Here is a 19365-nt window from a genome sequence, read left to right on the forward strand (position 1 = left end):
CCCTCAGCTGTACCGGAGGCCGTGCCGTTCCTCGACCGCGGCCAGCAGCTGCTTGACCCGCTCGGCGTCGCCGACCGGGCAGACCATCGTCACGTCGGCGGTGTGCACGACCACGCTGTCGCGCACGCCGACCAGGGCGATGACGTGCTCCGGATCGTCGCTCAGCACGATGTTGCCGGATCCGTCGAGCACGACCGTCAGCCCGCGGACGGCGTTGCCGGCCGCGTCGACGTCCAGCGTGTGCGCGAGCGCGGGCCACGAGCCGACGTCCAGCCAGTCGACGTCGAGATCGGCCACCAGGACCCGGCCCGGCTCGGTGGCGGCCGGCTCGAGCACGGCGTAGTCGACGCTGATCTTGGGCAGGGTCGGGAAGACCTCCGCCAGGACGGCGTCCCGATCGGGACCCGGCGCCGCGCCCACGATGCGGCGCAGACCCTCGGCCGTCTCGGGCAGGTGCTCGGCCAGCGCGTCGAGCACCGTCCGGGCGCGCCAGACGAACATGCCGGAGTTCCAGAGGTACTCCCCCGACGCGAGGTAGGCCTCGGCAGTGGCCCGATCGGGCTTCTCCCGGAACGCGGCCGCCTCGGAGACCCCGGGCACCTCGGTGGGCGCACCGCGCTGCACGTACCCGAAGCCGGTGGCCGGCGTCGTCGGGGTGATCCCGAGGGTGACCAGCGAGTCCGGGCGGACGGCGAGGGCGTCGTAGGCCGTCTCCAGGGTCGCGGCGAAGCGCTCCACCGGGCGGATGACGTGGTCCGCGCTCACGACGGCCAGCTCGGCGTCGGGGTCGACGTCGGCGACCAGCGCCGCGGTCAGACCCACCGCGTTCGCCGTGTCGCGGGCGACGGGCTCCAGGATCAGCCGGTCGGCGCGCAGCTCCGGCAGCGCCGCGCGGACCATCTCGCCGTAGCGGGCGGCGGTGCACACCCAGATCCGCTCGGCCGGGAGCACGGCGCGGAGCCGGTCGAACGCCTCGGCGAGCAGGCTGTGGGCGCCGCCGTCCTCGCCGGTGAGGACGTCGAGCAGCTGCTTGGGACGCTCGGCGCGCGACAACGGCCACAGCCTCGTGCCGGAGCCGCCGGCCATGATCACTGCGTGGCGCACGTCGGCGTCCTCTCGACGGGGGTCAACGACCGGGCGGCATCGTGCCGGGGCCGCCGGCACTCCGGCGCCACGGCCGCCGGCGACGGCGGGGCAGCTCGTCGGCCGAGCGCTGCGGCTGCGCCCCGGCGCCCACGCGCGCGCTCACGTAGGAGACCAGCATCCGACCGCCCAGCCCCGCCCGGAGCGCACCGCGCAGGGGAGCGTTGAGGCGCCCCGGATAACGGCGGGCCAGGTAGCGCAGGGCGCTGGTGTGGTGGACCCGCTGCATGCGGTGCGGATCGCGGCGGGTGGCGTGGCCGCCCTCGTGCTCCACGACCGCGGACGGCGCGTAGACGTGCAGCCAGCCGCGTTCGCCGAGCCGGGCCGCGAGGTCGACGTCCTCGAAGTACATGAAGTAGCCGGGGTCGAAGCCACCCACGGAGTGGAAGGCCTCCAGGTCGACCAGGAAGCAGGAACCGGACAGCCAGCCGGCGGTCCGCTCGCGGGGGGCCTCCCGCTCGCGCCGGTAGCGCGCGGTCCAGGGGTTGGCGGGCCACACCCAGCCCAGCAGCGCGTGCCCGATCCCGGTCGACAGCGCGGGGAGGTCGCGGGCCGAGGGGTAGAGCTGCCCGTCGGGGGTGCGGATCGCCGGCCCCACCGTCGCGGCGCGCGGCCAGCGGGCGGCGACGGCGATGAGCTCGTCGACGGCGCCCGGCTCGAACCTGATGTCGGGGTTGGCGACCACGGCCCAGCCCGACTCGCGGTCGGCGAGACCGGCGTTGGCGGCGGGCCCGTAGCCCACGTTGCCGCCGGTGGGCAGCACGCACACCGAGGGATACCGCTCGGCGGCGGCCTGCGGCGCCCCGTCGGTGGACCCGTTGTCGGCCAGCACCACCTCGACCGGGCGGGTCGTCGCGGTGGCCAGCGAGGTCAGGAAGCCGTCGAGGGACTCCCCCGGCGAGTAGGTGACCGCGACGACGCGGAGCGGCAGCTCCTCCGGTTCGGTCCCCACGCCCGCGACCCTACGGTCCGGCACCGGGAGCGCCGCTCAGGACCCGGCGGCGGTCGTGTAGCTCGACAGGTGGGCCCGGGCGCAGGCGCGCCAGTCGAACAGCGCCGCCCGGGCACGGGCCGCCTCGCCCAGTTCGTGCCGTCGGACCGGGTCCGCGAGCAGGCTCTCCAGTGCCGCGGCGATGGAGGCGGGATCCGGCTCGGTGTAGGCCACGGCGTCCCCGCCGACCTCGGGCAGCGAGAGGATCCGGGTCGTCAGCACCGCCGCGCCGCAGGCCATCGCCTCGAGCACCGGCAGCCCGAAGCCCTCGCCGAGGCTCGGGTAGGCGACCAGCTCCGCGTCGCCCAGCAGGCCGGCGAGCAGCTCCAGCGGGAGGTAGCCCGGCCGGAGCAGGGTCAGACCCGCGGGCACCTCCGCAGCCGCCCGCTCGATCTCCTCGTCCCAGCCGCGGCCGCCGGCCAGCACCAGCGCCGGGGGATCCTCCGTCCCGGCCACGGCCTGCACCCAGCCGCGCACGAGCGCGGCGGCGTTCTTCCGCGGTTCCAGCGTCCCGAGGAAGGCCACGTAGCGGCCGGTCAGCCCGAGGTGGCCGCGGAGGGCGGCCCGCTCGGCGTCCGACGGCACGTGGAAGCGACGCGCGTCGACGCCGAGGTGGGCCACGTCGATCCGGTCGGCGCGGGCGCCGGCGACCCGCACCAGCTCGTCCCGGGTGGCCGCCGACGGGGTCACGCACCGGCGGGCGCGCCGCAGCGAGACCCGCGTCCAGGTGCGGAAGAACTGCCGCTTGACCGCCAGGTGGACGTCGGGATGGGTGAAGAAGGTCGCGTCGTGCAGCGTCGCCACCACGGGCACACCGGCGACCAGCGGCATCGTGTAGTGCGGGCTGTGCAGCACGTCGGCCCGGCTGCGCCGGACCAGGGCCGGCAGTCCCGTCTGCTCCCAGGCGAACCGAACCGGCGTCCGCGCGATCGCGGCCGGCGCGGCGAGCAGGTCCACGCCCGGCAGCAGCGCGCGGTAGTGATCGACGTCGTGGGCCTGGACCACCACCGCGAGGTCGGCGCCCTCCTCGACCAGCGCGGGCAGCAGCTCGTCGACGTAGCGGCCCACGCCGCCCCGGTCCGGTGGGACCGCCGTCGCATCGACGACCACGCGCGGTTGGTTCGGCAGCAGGAACTCCTGGGACGGAGGGATACGGGGGGCACGGGGCGCGATCAGAGCCTACGAGGGGAGACCGGCGCCGCCCGCCGATACGCTGCCCCCATGCGCGGCATCATCCTTGCGGGCGGCAGTGGCACCCGGCTCTATCCGATCACCAAGGCCATCAGCAAGCAGCTGATGCCGATCTACGACAAGCCGATGATCTACTACCCGCTCTCCCTGCTGATGAATGCCGGGATCCGCGAGGTCCTGATCATCACGACCCCCGAGGACCAGGCCGGCTTCCAGCGGCTGCTCGGCGACGGGGCCGACGTGGGCATCGAGATCAGCTACGCCGTCCAGCCCCGGCCGGAGGGGCTCGCGCAGGCGTTCATCATCGGCGCGGAGTTCATCGGCGAGGAGTCCGTCGCCCTGGTTCTCGGCGACAACATCTTCTACGGCACCGGCCTCGGCGAGAGCCTGCGGAACAACACCGACCCGGTCGGCGGGCACGTCTACGCCTACCACGTGGCCAACCCCAGCGAGTACGGCGTCGTGGAGTTCGACGACTCCGGCCGGGTCATCTCCATCGAGGAGAAGCCCGCGAAGCCGAAGAGCTCCTACGCCGTCCCCGGCCTGTACTTCTACGACAACCAGGTCGTCGACATCGCCGCGAAGATCCAGCCGAGCGCTCGCGGCGAGCTCGAGATCACCGCGATCAACGACGAGTACCTCCGCCGGGGCGAGCTCACCGTCACGGTGCTGGAGCGCGGCACCGCGTGGCTCGACACAGGCACGCACGCCTCGATGATGCAGGCGGCCGAGTTCGTGCGGGTCGTCGAGGAGCGGCAGGGCTGGAAGATCGGCTGCATCGAGGAGATCGCCTGGCGGCGCGGCTTCATCGACGACCAGCAGCTGGAGGCCCTGGCGAGGCCGCTGCAGAAGAGCGGCTACGGCGACTACCTGCTCGGGGTCATGGCCGGACGCTGACGGTTCAGCCGGCCAGTTCGGCGTAGAGCTGCCAGAGCTGTTCCGCGACGTTCTCCCAGGAGAAGTCGGCGGCCCTGCGTCGTCCGGCGGGGACCAGTTCCGCTCTGCGGGCCTCGTCGCCCATCAGGTCCCCGAGGGCTGCGGCGAGCGCGCGGGCGTCGCCCACGGGCGTCACGACCGTCGCACCCCCGCCCACCTCCACCAGGGCCGGGGCGTCGGAGGAGACCACCGGCACGCCCGCGGCCATCGCCTCCAGGACCGGGAGCCCGAAACCCTCGGCCCGGCTCGGCGCAACGAGCGCCGTCGCGCCATGCAGGACGGCGGCCAGGTCGGCGTCCGACAACCGCCCCAGCAGCCGGACCTGCCCGTCGGGCAGGCCGAGGTCGCGCGCCATGGCGTCCGGCTGCACACCGCCCCAGCCCGCCTGGCCCACGACCATCAGCGGGGGCAGGCCGGCCGGCCGCTGGGCCAGCGCGGCGAGGAGGACGTCGAGTCCCTTCCGGGGCTCCAGCGTCGCCACCGTGAGCAGGTACTCCCCCGCCGGCACCCCGAGACGCTCGCGACGGGCAGCCGCGTCCGGCCGGTCGTCGAGGGCGGCGCCGACCCCGGCCCCCGTCACCACGACCCGGTCGGGCAGCGAGAGGAACCGGGCGAGCTCGTCGGCCACCGCCTGCGTCGGCACCACGATCGCGTCGGCCGTCGCGGCCACCCGCTCGGCCATGCGGCGGTGCCAGTGCACGCCCCGGGGGGTCAGGGTCTCCGGGTGCGTCCAGGGGACGGCGTCATGGATGGTCACCACCAGCGGGCGGTCCCCTCGCGGCGGCGCCAGCAGGGTCGGCGCGTGCACGAGGTCGCCGCCGCGCGGGCCGACGGGGACCCCGCGTTCCCAGGCCGCCACCAGCGGACGGCGGGGCAGCGCGAGGCGCCGGTTCGACGGCGCACCCGGCACCCGCGCCGCGGTCGTGTCCCGGTGCCAGGCCGTCCAGCCCTGCACCCCGCCGTCGGCCGGGGCGCCGGCCACGAGCGCGGCGCAGACCTCGGCGGCGTACCTGCCGGTTCCTCCGGGCACGGGCGACAGGAGCTGCTCCAAGACCAGGTCCAGCCGCATGGCCCGACCCTAGGCGGCGGGTGACCGCAGGACCGACGGCGGTGACTACCGTCCCGCCACATGCAGGAACCGGGCCCCGGGGTCACCGTCGTCGTCGTCACCTGGCAGGGCGCGCACCTGCTCGGCCCCTGCCTGGACTCCCTCGCCCGGCAGACCGTCCCCCACGACGTCCTCGTCGTCGACAACGCGTCCACCGACGAGACACCGGACGTCCTCGCGCGCTATCCCCAGGTCCAGGTCGTCCGCACCAGCCGCAACCTCGGTTTCGCCGGCGGGGCGCAGCTAGGCCTCGAGGCGGCGCGCACCGAGTTCGTCGCGCTGCTCAACAACGACGCGTGGGCCGAGCCGACCTGGCTGTCGGCCCTCCTGACCGCGGCGCAGGCCCATCCGGAGGCCGCCGCGATCACCTCCCTGCTGCTGCTCGACGGCACCGACCCGCCCCGCGTCAACAACGCCGGGGTGGACCTGCTGCCGACCCTCTACGGCGCGGACCGCGCCGCCGGGGCCGCTCCCGAGGACGTGGCGCGCCCTGCGGAGGTCTTCGGTTTCAGCGGTGGCGCCGCGCTGCTGCGCCGCGGGCCCGCGCGGGAGGTCGGCGGCTTCCCCGAGCGCTACTTCCTCTACTACGAGGACACCGACCTCTCCTGGCGGCTGCGCCTGGCCGGCTGGACGATCCGGTACGAGCCCACCGCCGTCGTCCACCATCGACACGCCGCCAGCTCCGACGTGCGGTCCCCGCTGTTCGCCTTCCACAACGAACGGAACCGGCTGCTCCTCCTCGTCCGCTGCGCGCCGGCCCTCCCCGCCGTCCGCGCCTGGGTGCGGTTCTGCCTCACCACGGCCTCGCTCGCCGTGCGGCAGGTGCTGACCCGCCCGCCCCAGCAGCCCCACAACCTGCGGATAGGCCTCCGGACGCGCGTCCTGCTGTCTGCGGGCCGGCTGCTCCCGTGGGCCCTCGGGGCGCGGAGGCGCATCCGGCCCGGCAAGGGCAGGCCCGTCGATCCGGGGCTCAGCGGGTAGCCGTCCCACGGGCGGGGGGTCGATGGTGCGCCCTCGTCCCTCGTGTCACAGGCGGGCCGCTCGGCAAGCCGCGCGATGCTAGCGTGGACGGTCGAGGCCCGGTGCGAACTTCGACATCGCACCCTCCTGCGTGCACGCAGTGAGTTGGTGGCGGGGAGACAAGACAGGTGGACCTGCTCGTATGACCCAGTCCGTTCGGGCGGTGTGGCAGTACCGCGGACTGATCGGCAACTTCGCCAATCGCGAGATCAAGGGCAAGTACAAGGGCAGCCTCCTGGGCTCGGCCTGGTCGCTGATCAACCCGCTGGCCACGTTGGCGATCTACAGCCTCGTCTTCGGCTTCATCATCAAGTTCCCCACGCCGGTGGCCGGCAACGGCGAGCTGACCAGCTTCACCGTCTACCTGTTCACCGCCCTGGTCGTGTGGAACTTCTTCCAGTCGGTCGCCACCAGCGGCATGGGCGCCCTCGTCATGGCCGGTCCCCTGCTCCGCAAGATCTACTTCCCGCCGTTCGCGCCGGTGATCGGCTCGGCGGGCGCGGTGCTCAACCAGACGGCGATCGAGTTCGGCCTGCTGTTCGTGGTCTACCTGGTCGTCGGCAACATCAGCTGGACGTTCCTGCTGGTCCCGATCCTGATGATCCTGCTGGCCGCGTTCTCGCTGGGGATCGGCCTCTTCCTCGCCGTGATGAACGCGCGCTTCCGGGACGTCAGCTACATCGTCAGCGTGCTGCTGAGCCTGCTGTTCTACATGTCGCCGATCATCTACCCGATCTCCCTGGTCACCGACCTGTACGACAAGCACGGGTGGCTGCGGCTCTACGAGTACAACCCCGTCACCGCCTTCATCGAGGCGTTCAAGTCCGCGCTCTGGCACCTGGAGTTCCCCGGCTGGGGCCGGCTGGCCTACCTGACCGTGGTCAGCGTCCTGGTGCTGATCGGTGGCTGGACGTTCTTCCAGCGCAAGTCCGCCGACGTGAGCGAGGAGCTGTGACGGTCTTCCACCCCGCCGACGTGGAGACGATCGCCGCCGAACCGCAGGCGGCCGACATCGCCATCGAGATCCGAGGGGTCAAGAAGCGGTTCCGGCGGTTCAACGACCGCAAGACCAACGTGAAGGAGCTGTTCAGCTCCCGGCGCGGGCGCGCGAAGCGCTACGACGACTTCTGGGCGCTCAAGGGCATCGACCTCGACATCCCCCGTGGGAAGACCTTCGGCCTGATCGGGCACAACGGCTCGGGCAAGTCGACACTGCTCAAGCTCGTGGCCGGCATCCACCGGCCCACCGAGGGCACCATCGAGCACCACGGCCGCATCTCGGCGATGCTGGAGCTCGGGGCAGGGTTCCACCCGGAGATGTCCGGACGCGACAACATCTACCTCAACGGGTCGATCCTCGGCATGACCCGCAAGCAGATCGACGCCGCGATGGACAAGATCATCGCGTTCAGCGGGCTCGAGGAGTTCATCGACACACCCGTCAAGGTCTACTCGTCGGGCATGTACGTCCGGCTCGGCTTCGCCATCGCGGTGAACCTCGAACCGGAGATCCTCATCGTCGACGAGGTCATCGCCGTCGGCGACGAGGAATTCCAGCGCCGCTGCTTCGACCACCTCTACGAGCTCCGCCGCCGCGGCGTGACGATCGTCCTGGTCACGCACTCGCTCGGTCTGGTCGCCGACCTGTGCGACGAGGCGGCGTGGCTCGACGGCGGCACCCTGAAGGCGGTCGGTCCCTCGCGCGACGTCGTCGACCAGTACCTGGCGGCGGTCAACCGCCGCGAGGCCGCATCCAGCCAGGACGGCCCCGACGACCTGGCCACCGACGACGAGACCGAGGGCAAGACCCCGCGGCGCGGGTCGGGCGAGATCCGGGTGACCAAGGTCGACTACCTCGGCCAGGACGGCAAGCCCCGGCCGTTCCTCGCGACGGGCCAGCCGTGCACGATCCGGATGAGCTACCGGGCGACCAAGGCCCTACCGTCGGTGACGTTCGGGCTCGGCTTCACCACCGAGAGCGGCGTGCAGGTCGCGGGCCCGAACTCGGGCTACGGCGAGCATGCCTACGCGGTCGAACCGGGCGAGGGACACGTCGACTTCGCCCTCGACGAGCTGCCGCTCCAGCCCGGCGAATTCCTCGTGACGACGGCGGTGGTCGACAAGGGGCACCCCTACGACTACGTGGACCGCGCCTTCGTGCTCAAGGTGCGCGCCGACGACGTCTCCGAACCCGGCCTGGTCAAGCTCACGGGCAACTGGTCCCTGGGCTCCGCCACCTCCTGACCCTGTCCGACGGCCCTCCGAAGGAGCACGACCATGTTCAGCGCCGAATCCCTCGGCACCCTCCTGCTGTCACTGGCGACGGGGTTCCCCGACCGCGCCAAGAACATGGTGCTGACCAGTGAGGAGCTCACCGAGGACGAGCGCAAGCTCCTCTGGGAGCCGCTGACCACCACCGACGTCCCGGCGGCGCAGGCCCGGGGTCTCGGGGATGCCATCCGCCAGGGCGGCACCAACGACTTCTTCGCCAACGAGTGCTACCGGGCGGCGTTCTACCTGGGCGACGGGATCACCCAGCTGCGCGAGGACCCGCTGTTCGGCTACTTCAGCTCCCACCGCGCCGGGCGGGTGCTCGACAAGTGGGTGCACTACTTCCCCGTCTACTCCCGCCACTTCGCGCCGTTCCGCGGCCGGCCCGTGCGCATCCTCGAGATCGGCATCTACCGGGGCGGGTCCCTGGACATGTGGCAGTGGTACTTCGGGTCGCAGGTCACGCTCGTCGGCGTCGACATCGACGAGGACGCCCGGGCCGCCTCCGACCCGCGCCACGTGGTCGAGATCGGCGACCAGACCGATGCCGACTTCCTGCGCCGGGTGGCCGGGCAGCACGGGCCGTTCGACATCATCATCGACGACGGCGGACACGAGATGCAGCAGCAGATCGTGACCACGGAGACGCTGTTCCCGTTGCTCGCCGACGGCGGGGTCTTCCTCGTCGAGGACACCCACACCTCCTACTGGGAGTCCTACGAGGGCGGCCGGAACCGGGCCGGGACCTTCATGGAGTGGGCGAAGAACCGCCTGGACGACGTCAACGGCTTCCACCAGCCCGGCGAGGTCGACCCGGTGTGGACCGGCCAGCTCGACAGCGTCCACGTCTACGACTCGATCGTCGTGCTCGACAAGAAGACCCGGTTCGCGCCGTTCGCCGAGCAGGTCGGGCACGCCGAGTTCCTCATGTACCCGCGGTCGGCGGCGGGGATGTTCTCCGAGCTGCTCGCCACCCGGGACGCCGCGCGCAACGAGCGCGACCAGCTCCGCGCGACCTCCGCGGCGGAGGACGACGCCCGGGACGAGGAGCTGCGCCTGCTGCGGGCCGAGCTGGCCAGCCTCCGCCCCTCGGCCGCGGCCCTCAACACGCGACTCAACCAGCTCAAGGGCGAGTTGGACAACGCGCGCAGCTCGCTGCGCCAGCTCCGCCGCGGGGACGGCACCAGCGTGTGGCGTCGGCGCGGGGGTGGCCGCTGAATGGGCTTGCACACCCGTCACCTCCCACGGGTCGTGGACGTCGCAGGCGCGACGGCCGTCGAGCGAGATGCGCCGGTACCCGCGGAGGCAGAACGGGTCGCCTTCCTCGCCCACTGGTCGGAGACCGACCGCCAGTCGCGGTCGACGCTCCAGCTCGTCGCTGAACTGCAGCGGCTGGGGTACCGGGTCGTCGTCTCCTCCACCAGCCCGGCCGAGAAGCCGCTGGACTTCGGTGCCGACGACATCCGGCTCGACGAGCTGACCGTCCTGCGGCGTCCCAACACCGGCTACGACTTCGGCTCCTGGTCGGTGGCCATGGCCGCGCACGAGGATCTGCTGGGCCGCCCGTACGTGCTGGTCCTGAACGACAGCCTGGTGGGCCCGTTCGCGCCGCTGGACGCCGTCATCGACGACTTCGAGGGCACGTCGGCCGACGTGTGGGGCATGGTCGAGAGCAACCAGTTCATCAGTCACCTCCAGTCGTTCTTCCGCGGCTTCCGCTATGGCGTGCTCGCCGAACCGGTGATGCGCCGCTTCTGGCGGGATCTGCGGGTCATCCCCGACAAGACCGCGCTCATCGAGCAGTACGAGTTCGGCTTCTCCGATTTCTTGCTCCGGTTCGGTTTCTCCACCTCGCCGTTCGTCCACCACAGCCAGGTGGTGGGAGAGGGCCTCAACCCGACGATCCACGGATGGCGGGCCCTGTTCGACGCCGGAGTGCCGTTCGTCAAGCGCGAGCTGATCCGTCAGCCCGAGCTCACGGCGGACGGCCACCGCATCCCGGCCGTCATCGCCGATCGCTACGGGACCGATGTTGCCGAGTGGTTGTGACTGCCGCGCGACCCGGGGGACGCCCCGCGTCCCCCGTCACAGGAAGTAGATGATGATGCTCGAAGGAACGCTTGCCCGCCGGGCAGCCGGCCGGCTCAAGCGCGGCGCGCTACGGCGGCTCGCCCTGCGCCAGCAGGCGCTCTACCGGCTCCGCCACCGGCTGCAACTTCGCGGGCGCGTCTACCGCGTCATCGGCCGCGAGCTCCCCCAGGACTACGGCAGGCCCTTCTTCCCGCCTGCCTCCTTCGACGAGTGGGTGACCCGCAGCGGCGAGGGCCGGCCGGTGCTGTACCCGCCGAACTGGCGCACCCACGGACGTCTCGTCGTCGAGGAGCCGGCCCGCGTCGGGGTGCTGATGCACGCGCACTTCCCCGACCTGGTCCCCGAGCTCGTCGAGCAGCTCGGGAACATCCCGGTGCCATTCGACCTGATCGTCACCAACAGCTCCGGCACCGAGGTGGACATCCCCCCGGTCGCGAACATGCGCCACTGCCGGGTGCTCCCGGTGGAGAACCACGGCCGCGACATCTGGCCGACCGTCGCCGTCGTCAACTCCGGCCTGCTCGACCCCTACCTGCTCGTGCTCAAGGTGCACACCAAGAAGAGCGCCTGGCGCGAGGAGCACGCCGACCTCTCCGGCGACGGCGCCACGTGGCGGTCGGGCTTCCTGAAGCAACTGCTCGGCGACCGGACCAACGTCGAGCAGATCCTCGGCGCCTTCCGGGCCGACCCCGGCCTCGGCGTCGTGACCGCCGACGGCAGCGTGCTCGGGCCTGAGTTCTGGGGGGACAACCAGCGCAACGCCCGCGAGCTGGCGCGGCGCCTGGAGTTCCACCTCGACGACGACGCCCTCACCTTCCCCGCGGGATCGATGTACTGGTGCCGCGGGATCGTGCTGCAGGGGCTGCGGGCGCTGATGATGACGAGGGCCGACTTCGAGGACGAGGCCGGCCAGGTGAACGGCACGACCCCGCACGCCGTCGAACGGCTGATCGGGGTGCTGACCCACGAGGCCGGCCTGTCGAGCACGGAGCGCTCGGCGCTCCCGGAGCCGTCCGCACCCGCCGGGTACGAGGACTTCGACGGCCGCGAGCTGCTCCCGCGGGCCCGGTTCGTCCCGTTCTACCTGCCCCAGTTCCACCCGACCGACGAGAACGACGAGTGGTGGGGACAGGGCTTCACCGAGTGGACGAACGTGACCACCACCCGGCCGGTGTTCCACGGGCACTACCAGCCTCGACTCCCCACCGACCTGGGTTTCTACGACCTGCGCTCGGACGAGGTGCGGGCGGCACAGGCGGAGATGGCGGCCTCCGCCGGCATCGAGGGCTTCATGTACTACTACTACTGGTTCGCCGGGAAGCGGCTGCTCAACCGGCCGATCGAGGCACTGCTGCGCGGCGACCTCGACTTCCCGTTCTGCCTGATGTGGGCCAACGAGAACTGGACGCGCCGGTGGGACGGCAACTCCAAGGACGTCCTCCTGGCGCAGGACTACGACCGGGTGCCCGCCGAGCAGTTCATCGAGGACGTCGCCGAGTTCCTGGCCGACCCCCGGTACATGACGGTCGACGGCAAGAAGATCCTGGCCGTCTACCGGCCCGCCCAGATGCCGGACTTCCCGAAGGTCGCGCAGCGTTGGCGCGAGATCGCACGTCAACGCGGGCTCGGCGAGCTGTTCCTGATGCACGTCGACGTCGGGCACAGCATGCAGGGGCTCGCCTCCACCGAGGAGAGCGGACTCGACGGGTCGCTGGAGTTCCCGCCGCACAACATGCTGTGGCAGGGCATCGACCGCCGGGAACTGCAGATGCGGCACGACTTCCAGGGCAATGCGATGAGCTACCCCGCGCTGGCCGACGACGCCGCGCTCCGGGCGGCGCGGGACGCAGACCAGAACCACTTCCCCGGAGCGATGGTGACCTTCGACAACACCGCCCGCCGACAGCTGAGCAGCGACTTCTGGTGGGGCGCCAATCCCTATGTCTTCCACCGCTGGCTGAAGTCACTGGCCGGGGCGGTCACCGTCCGCGAGCGGGAACGGCGCCTGATCTTCGTGAACGCCTGGAACGAGTGGGCCGAGGCCGCCGTGCTCGAGCCCACCGACCGGCACGGGAAGAGCTTCCTGCTGGCGCTCCGGGACGTCGCCTACAGCTGACGGGGACGGCGGACGCGACGGACGACGGCGCGGACCGGCCGCGGGACGCGCGCCCGGAGCCGGTCACCGGATCGCCCCACCGCGTGCCGGAGCGAGCGGCGCGCGCGGCGTCCGGCCTGGGCCACGGGCCGCCGCTCCGTGCGGACCAGCACCGCGAGGGCCTGCGAGATGGGCTCCCCTGTGGGCCGCCAGCAGAACAGGTCGAGTCCTGCGTCGCCCCAGATGCGCTCCACCGCGCGTCGGGACGCCACGGCCCACCCGTAGTAGTCGCGGGTCCGGACGCCACCTCCCCCGGTCGCCCCGAACTGGACCTCGTCCGCGCGGAAACGGGCGCGGACGGCCGCCACGTCCGGGAAGACGGCAGCGACCGAGGCGGTGAAGCCGTCGGAGTCGCCCCCTGCCACGGCCGCCTGGGACCCTTCGACCAGGTCGAGGAACTCCTCTCCGATCACCGTGATGACGACGACGCCGCCCGGGCGCACCAGCCGGGCGAGCTCACGGGCCCAGGCAGCGTGCGCGGGGCCGGACAGGTGCGAGAACACGCTGAAGGCGACGGCGACGTCCATGCTGCCGTCCGCCAGGACCGTCGGGGGCACCGGAGCAACCGTCAGGGCGTTGATGCCCGGGAGGCTGACGTTGACCAGCGCGGTCATCTCGGGGTCGACGTCCGCGGCGAACAACGCGGTCGGCGACACCTCGGTCAGCAGGACCCGGCTGATCCGTCCCCAACCGGAGCCCAAGTCCAGGACCCGGCTTCCCGCGAGCCCGGGGTGCCCGAGCGCGCGGAGAGCCTCCCCGACCGCCGTCACGAACGCCTCTGCCTCGGCGTAGGCCCGCTCGAACGACTGCCCCACGAACTGCACCTGCACCTGTTCCGGGGGGTTCGGCGGTGCTGCGAGTGCCACGTCCACGACGCCCGGGGGAACCGTCAGCGGCACGCCGGAGGCCAACCGGGACACCAGCGCAGAGGTCACCACGCGCTCACCCTGGCCGAACACCCCGCGCCACGCTCGTTCTATTGACCCCTCCCGTCACAGTCGCCACTCTGACCCAGACTGTCGGCACGCGTCCGGCTACCGTAGGTGACAAGGCGACTGCGAGGAGAAGCGACAATGACCGCCATGGCCGACGTCACGAAGGCGACGACGCGCATCAACCGCAGGCCCGCGATCGCGGACGCCGGCGAGGTGGCGCCGAAAGCTGCGACCCCGGAGGCTGCACCCGTGAAGGTGCTCGAGAACGCCGGCTACTGCTCGTGCTGCCGCAACCAGACGGTCTTCGTCGCCTACGACTCCTGGCTGCGCGACCACTACCTCTGCACCCGCTGTGGCTCGGTGCCCCGGCAGCGGCATCTGCAGTCCGTCTTGGACGAGTCGTTCTCCGGCTGGACCGACCTCGTCGTCCACGAGTCGTCGCCGTCCAACGACTTCATCGCGCGTCTCTGCTCGGACTACAGCTCGTCGCAGTACTTCCCGGACGTCCCCCGGGGCGCGTTCAAGGACGGCGTCCGCAGCGAGGACGTCGAGGCGCTGACCTTCGCCGACGAATCCATCGACCTGTTCATCACCCAGGACGTCCTCGAGCACGTCTTCAACCCCGACCGAGCCATCCGCGAGATCCACCGCGTCCTCAAGCCCGGCGGAGCGCACGTCTTCACCGCGCCCAAGCACCGCGGGCTCGACGTCAGCCGCCGCCGCGCCCGCCTCGGGGCCGACGGGGTCGTCGACCACCTGCTGCCGGAGGAGTACCACGGAAATCCGATCGGCGACAACAAGGCGCTGGTCACCTGGGACTACGGCTACGACTTCGAGCAGCTGATGAGCGAGTGGGCGGGCGCCGAGGTGCAGGCCCACCACCGCCGCGACCGCGGCCGCGGACTGGACGCGGAGTTCAACGAGGTCTTCGTGATCCGCAAGCCCCACACCACCGTGGTTCCCACCCGCTGGGAGCCCCCGCGTGGGCGGCGCGCCGCCCTGGGTCAGCTCCGGCCGGCGCTCGGCCACATCAAGCGCAGCCTGGTCGAAGTCGCCCGCCCGAACCGCTCGGCCGACTGAACCCGTCCTCCATGGGGCTGATGCGCTGACCGCCCGTTCCGACGGTCGCGGTCAGCGCATCCGGCGCATCCGGGCCCAGGCGCGGCGGACGAGCAGGCCCGGGCCGCCCTCCCGCCAGCCGGCGCGCACCCGGTCCATGATCCGCGCGTGTCCGGTGGACCCGTCGAGGCCCACCTGCAGCCGGTCGATGCGGTCCAGCGCCAGGTCCGGAGAGCGGACGGGGGCGGCGCAGAAGTCGGCCAGCGGCACCGTGACCCGGTCCCACGCGTAGACCTTCCCCAGTGCCGCGGCCGCAGCGCCGGACCGGCCGCGCCAGTCCTCGTCCCGGACCGCCCGGTCGATCGCGGAGGCCAGGGCCTCCAGATCGCCGGCGGGCACCGTCACTCCCGCACCCTCGCCCGCGATGTGCTCGGCGAGGTCGTCGCCACCGGTGCTGATCACGGGCAGCCCGCACCACAGGTAGTCCAGGAGGCGGGTGCGGAAGGAGAACTCGGTCTCGACGTGGTCCTTGTGGGTGCTGACGCCGAGGTCGGCGGCAGCGAGCCAGTGACCCCGCTCGTCGTAGGGCACCCAGCCCTCGTGGAAGAACACCGCCCGGTCCAGCGTGCCGGTCTCGACTGCTGCCTCCCGCGCCGCGTCGGTGGCGGTGCGGACGCCGGCGACCGGATGACGGGTGCCCAGGAAGACCAGGCGCAGGTGTGGATGCTCGGGCAGCACCCTGGCCACCGCCCGGACCAGCACCTCGGGGTCGAACCACTCGTAGACGCCGCCGCCCCAAATGAGCACGACGTCCTCGTCGGAGATCGCTGGGAAAGTCCGCTGGAGCACGGTGCGGTCGCGTCGCGGTGCGGTCGCCTCAGGAACGCCGAAGGGAACCACGGTGACCAGCCGCGACAGGTCCGGCGCCTCGTCGTAGGTCAGCGGGTTGACCCGGCCCAGGGCGGCCAGGTGCCCGATCCACAGCGCGCGCTGCCGGGCCGAGGCGCACAGGACGAGATCGGCGCGGGCCAGCTGGGTGTTCAGCGACCGGATGCAGTCCCGCACCACTGCCCGCCGCTCGGCCTCGCCGAGCGAACGCGCCTGCTCCAGCTGCTCCAGGTGGTAGGGGTCGTAGGCGTCGACCACGATGGGGACGGGCTCGTCGACGAGCCAGGGGTGCAGCCCGAGGACGTCGCCCTGGATGAGGACGACGGCCGCCGTGGAGACCAGATCCCGGAGAGCGGCCTCGCCGGGCGCGGCGGTGAGGGTGACCTGCGAGTCCCAGCGGTCGACCGCGGCGAGGGACATCAGGGTCACCGGGCCCGACCGGCCGTCCCGGGCGAGAGCCCGCGCCAGCTCCAGCGCCCGGATGGCCGGCCCTGCCATCCGCTGAGCCACCGGCTCCGGCGTGATGATCAGGACGCCGGAGCGGCCGCCCTCGCTCACGGACGGTCGCCCTCGGGGTCGCACAGCCAGTTGTAGACGCCGGCCAGCGCGCCGTCCCAGTCGGCGTGCCCGCTCGCGATGTCCGACAGTCCCTGTGCGGCGAGCCGCGCCCGCAGCTCGGCGTCCGTGCACAGGCGCTCCAGTCGGTCGGCGAGGCTGTCGACCGTGCGCCGGGCCAGCAGGCTGTTCCTGCCGTCCTCGAGGAGCCAGTGGCCCCACGGGTTGTCGAACGCCACGACCGGCACACCGCTGGCCATGAGCTCCAGCGGGAGGTAGCTCGGGTGTCGGGACACGGTGAGGGCCAGACCGACGTCGCTGGAGCGGTACAGGTCGCCCGTGGCGCGGTAGTCCAGCAGGCCCAGGTGCTCCATCGAGCCGTCGTCCTCACCACCGCCGGCGCGGGCGCCGGCCGTCACGATGTGCACCCGGTCGCCGAGCCGCCGCTTGAGCTCCGCCAGCGCGCCCGACGCCAGCTCCCAGCAGTTGCGCCAGTGGCCGGGCCGGGCGTACACGAACACCGTGACCGGGTCGGTCGGGGCGCGCCCGGGCCGGTCCTCGGCGTGGAACACACCCGGATCGACCGCCGGCGTGAAAGACATGGCCCGGCCGCCGTACTCGTTCTCGTACACCTGCCGCAGGTTGGCGGTGTTGCAGATGCCGTACATCCCGAGGCGGTAGCTCTCCTCGGCGAGGGCGTACTGGGTCCCCGCGGGGTAGAACATCGGCTCGAAGTCCTGGACCAGGTAGAACTTCCGGCGGATGCCCGGCGCGTGGGCCAGGGCGTAGGCCGTCGTCCACAGGGTGGCGATGCCCGCATCGGCCGGCGGCACCCCCCCGAGGTCCATGGACTCGTCGTAGTAGGCGATCGGCGAGTCGGCCAGCGAGGGGAACGCCGCGGTCAGGGCCGACCGGACGAAGTGGTCCGGAGGCTGTCCCCAGACGACGAAGCGGTTCTCGACGCCGTGCCGGCGGGCGAGCAGGTCGGCGATGCGCAGCGCCGTGTTGATGCCGCCGTAGAACGGGCTGTCGATGTCGGGGACGAACCAGTTCAGCGTGCGCACGGGGAACCGCGCGCTGTTCTCGTCGTGCGTCGCGCGGATCGCCTGTACGTCGGCGTCACTCACCCGGCACATCGCGGCCAGCCGCCGGGACTCGGCGACGTCGCTGCGCTGCCGGTAGGCGGTGAGGTCGCGCCCGATGATCCCGCCCACCCGCTCGGCGGGAGGAGGCTCGCTCTTGGGCCGCAGCTTCGGCCGCCGGCTGCGCAGCGACAGGTTCGGGTTCCAGTACGGGTCACCGCCGAACAGCCACGCGTTGTATCTCCAGTAGCTGGCGAAGTAGTCCTCGACCGGCACGGCCGTGCCGCGGGTGGCCGACTCGAGGTGGCGGACCGGGGTGTGCGGCGAGCAGATGTTGCGTCGCCCCTCGAGGACGGCGCTCAGGCCGAGTGCGACGTCCGAACCGCAGAGCACGAAGCGCTCGTCGAAGCCTCCGACCGCGTCGAAGACGTCGCGGCGGACTGCGCAGCAGGCCCCGGTCACCGCGAGGACATTGCGGATCCGGTCGGCGGGCCCGTACATGGAGGTGGAGCCCGGCTGCATCCCGGCGAACACGTGGTCTGCGAAGCCGGACATCCCGACCACGACCCCACTGTGCTGGATGGCCCCCGTGGGATCTGTCAGTTGCAGCCCCACGACACCGATGTCGGGTCGGACCGCCCAGCCGACGAGCTCGCGCAGCCACGCCGGGTCCAGGATCTCGGTGTCGTCGTTGAGGAAGACGAGGACGTCGGCGTCGGTCCGCGCGACGGCGGCGTTGTTCACCGCGGAGTAGTTGAACGGCTGGTCCCACCACAGCACGTCCAGCTCGAAGCCGAGGTCGAGCCCGGCATACCACTCCTCGTGGTCAGGGGTCCGGCCACCGTTGTCGACGACCACGACGTCGAACGACGGGTAGTCGCTGGCGGCTACCGACGGCAGGCAGGCAGCGAGCATCTCGCGGTTGTGCCGCGTGGGGACGACGACGGTGACGCGGGGCCACTCGGGGAGCTCCCACACGACCCGCACGCCGCCGTGCCGTCCTGGTGCGGCGCGGCCGGGCAGCCCGGCGCGGTCGAGGTGGGCCTGCACGGTGGCCACGGCCGCCGCCTCCGGCAACTCGGTGCGGGCGGGAACGCTGCTCAGCACCCGGGGGACGCGGCGCACGCGCTCCGGGGGGAGGTCGGCGCGCAGCAGCAGGTCCCAGTGCACGGCCGGGTCGGACGCGGACGCGAGGCCACCGACGGCGAGGATCGTGGCGGCGCGCATCGCGAATGCTCGGCCGACGTAGTCCTCGCCGATCAGCAGCTCCGGTGACCACGACGGGCGGAAACGCGGGTCGCGGTGGTGCCGGCCCACGGCGACGTCGTCGTCCCAGGTGACCAGGTCGACCTGTGGTGCGCGGTGGACGGCGAGCGCGACCTCGAACACGCACTCGGGGGCCAGGCGGTCCCCCGCTCGCAGCAGGATCGTCAGGGCCCGTCCGTGCTCCCCGAGCCATGCCGTGGCCGTCGTGGCCGGGTCCTCCGCCCCCACCTCTGTGATCCGTTCGTCGGCCGCGTCCGTGGTGCCCCAGACCAGGGCCCGCCAGCACGGCGACGACTGGGCCTGCAGGCTCGCCGTCGTGACCGACGGGTCACCCTCGCCCGGCAGCACGAGGACGACGACGTCCCTGCCGTCGGCGATCTCCTCCGCCCGCCGCGTCTGGGCGGCCAGCTCCGAGCGGCTCGCCCGGTGCCCGGCGAGCCACAGCGGGTACGGAGGCGCCGGCAGCTCGGCGACGCCCGACGCGGTCCAGTGCCGGCGCAGGGCCTGCGCGGTGTCGCGCAGGTCGCGGCCGGTCTCACGCGCGGCCATGGCGACCGCGCGCGGGCGGCTCCCCGGCGGCATCCGCGCGACCAGTGACGCCTGGATCCGGTCCCGCCAGCCCGTCTCCTGAGCCGGCTGCGGCGCAGGGTGGTCGGAAGGGCTGGTCACGGGGG

15 protein-coding genes are annotated in these 19365 nt (G+C 72.4%); 8 read left to right on the forward strand and 7 right to left on the reverse strand.

All coding sequences use genetic code 11. The annotated features are described in order from the left end of the window. Positions 1 to 3: 3 nt before the first annotated feature. From E4P38_RS12355 to E4P38_RS12365, 3 genes are read right to left on the reverse strand one after another with little or no spacing between them, the layout of a single operon-like run. Positions 4 to 1104, reverse strand: a complete 1101-nt coding sequence (locus E4P38_RS12355; protein ID WP_135132116.1) for a mannose-1-phosphate guanylyltransferase — start codon at positions 1102 to 1104, stop codon at positions 4 to 6. Between the two features lie 22 nt (positions 1105 to 1126). Continuing rightward, entirely contained in the window at positions 1127 to 2095 is a 969-nt protein-coding gene (locus E4P38_RS12360; RefSeq protein ID WP_135132117.1) for a glycosyltransferase family 2 protein, read from the reverse strand. Between the two features lie 36 nt (positions 2096 to 2131). Further along, entirely contained in the window at positions 2132 to 3244 is a 1113-nt protein-coding gene (locus E4P38_RS12365; RefSeq protein ID WP_209309075.1) for a glycosyltransferase family 1 protein, read from the reverse strand. Between the two features lie 111 nt (positions 3245 to 3355). Between E4P38_RS12365 and rfbA the strand changes: the two genes are divergently transcribed. After that, on the forward strand, positions 3356 to 4222 hold the full coding sequence (gene rfbA / locus E4P38_RS12370; protein WP_135132119.1) for a glucose-1-phosphate thymidylyltransferase RfbA: 867 nt from the start codon (positions 3356 to 3358) through the stop codon (positions 4220 to 4222). Between the two features lie 4 nt (positions 4223 to 4226). Here the strand turns inward: rfbA and E4P38_RS12375 are convergent, their stop codons facing one another. Then, a complete protein-coding gene (locus E4P38_RS12375; RefSeq protein ID WP_135132120.1) occupies positions 4227 to 5330 on the reverse strand; it encodes a glycosyltransferase family 1 protein in 1104 nt (367 codons plus the stop codon). Between the two features lie 60 nt (positions 5331 to 5390). On the opposite strand from E4P38_RS12375, the gene E4P38_RS12380 reads away from it, so the two are divergent. From E4P38_RS12380 to E4P38_RS12405, 6 genes are all read left to right on the forward strand, one after another. After that, positions 5391 to 6350 (forward strand): glycosyltransferase family 2 protein, encoded by a 960-nt coding sequence (locus E4P38_RS12380; RefSeq protein WP_135132121.1) that lies wholly within the window; start codon positions 5391 to 5393, stop codon positions 6348 to 6350. Between the two features lie 181 nt (positions 6351 to 6531). After that, positions 6532 to 7344 (forward strand): ABC transporter permease, encoded by an 813-nt coding sequence (locus E4P38_RS12385; protein ID WP_135132122.1) that lies wholly within the window; start codon positions 6532 to 6534, stop codon positions 7342 to 7344. Beyond that, positions 7341 to 8633, forward strand: coding sequence for an ABC transporter ATP-binding protein (locus E4P38_RS12390; protein ID WP_209309076.1), 1293 nt, complete (start codon positions 7341 to 7343; stop codon positions 8631 to 8633). Before E4P38_RS12385 ends, E4P38_RS12390 begins: the two co-directional genes overlap by 4 nt. Before the next feature lie 33 nt (positions 8634 to 8666). Then, complete coding sequence (locus E4P38_RS12395; RefSeq protein WP_135132123.1) at positions 8667 to 9878, forward strand: class I SAM-dependent methyltransferase; 1212 nt, start codon at positions 8667 to 8669, stop codon at positions 9876 to 9878. A gap of 33 nt (positions 9879 to 9911) precedes the next feature. Continuing rightward, positions 9912 to 10709 (forward strand): rhamnan synthesis F family protein, encoded by a 798-nt coding sequence (locus E4P38_RS12400; protein WP_167760544.1) that lies wholly within the window; start codon positions 9912 to 9914, stop codon positions 10707 to 10709. A gap of 52 nt (positions 10710 to 10761) precedes the next feature. After that, positions 10762 to 12867 (forward strand): glycoside hydrolase family 99-like domain-containing protein, encoded by a 2106-nt coding sequence (locus tag E4P38_RS12405; RefSeq protein WP_209309077.1) that lies wholly within the window; start codon positions 10762 to 10764, stop codon positions 12865 to 12867. On the opposite strand, the gene E4P38_RS12410 is transcribed toward E4P38_RS12405, so the two are convergent. Beyond that, complete coding sequence (locus tag E4P38_RS12410; RefSeq protein ID WP_135132125.1) at positions 12858 to 13844, reverse strand: class I SAM-dependent methyltransferase; 987 nt, start codon at positions 13842 to 13844, stop codon at positions 12858 to 12860. The two genes, E4P38_RS12405 and E4P38_RS12410, sit on opposite strands and share 10 nt — an antisense overlap. A gap of 135 nt (positions 13845 to 13979) precedes the next feature. Here E4P38_RS12410 and E4P38_RS12415 point away from each other — a divergent pair, with 135 nt between their 5' ends. Beyond that, positions 13980 to 14921, forward strand: a complete 942-nt coding sequence (locus E4P38_RS12415) for a class I SAM-dependent methyltransferase (RefSeq protein WP_135132126.1) — start codon at positions 13980 to 13982, stop codon at positions 14919 to 14921. Positions 14922 to 14972: 51 nt separating this feature from the next. Here E4P38_RS12415 and E4P38_RS12420 read toward each other — a convergent pair whose 3' ends face one another. After that, positions 14973 to 16346, reverse strand: coding sequence for a glycosyltransferase (locus tag E4P38_RS12420; protein WP_135132127.1), 1374 nt, complete (start codon positions 16344 to 16346; stop codon positions 14973 to 14975). After that, positions 16343 to 19360: a glycosyltransferase gene (locus E4P38_RS12425; protein ID WP_135132128.1), complete on the reverse strand. Its 3018-nt coding sequence runs from the start codon at positions 19358 to 19360 to the stop codon at positions 16343 to 16345. The genes E4P38_RS12420 and E4P38_RS12425 overlap by 4 nt, the downstream gene beginning before the upstream one ends. Positions 19361 to 19365 lie beyond the last annotated feature (5 nt).

The organism is Blastococcus sp. CT_GayMR16 (assembly GCF_004570875.1).
In the GTDB taxonomy this organism is placed as follows: Bacteria; Actinomycetota; Actinomycetes; order Mycobacteriales; family Geodermatophilaceae; genus Blastococcus_B.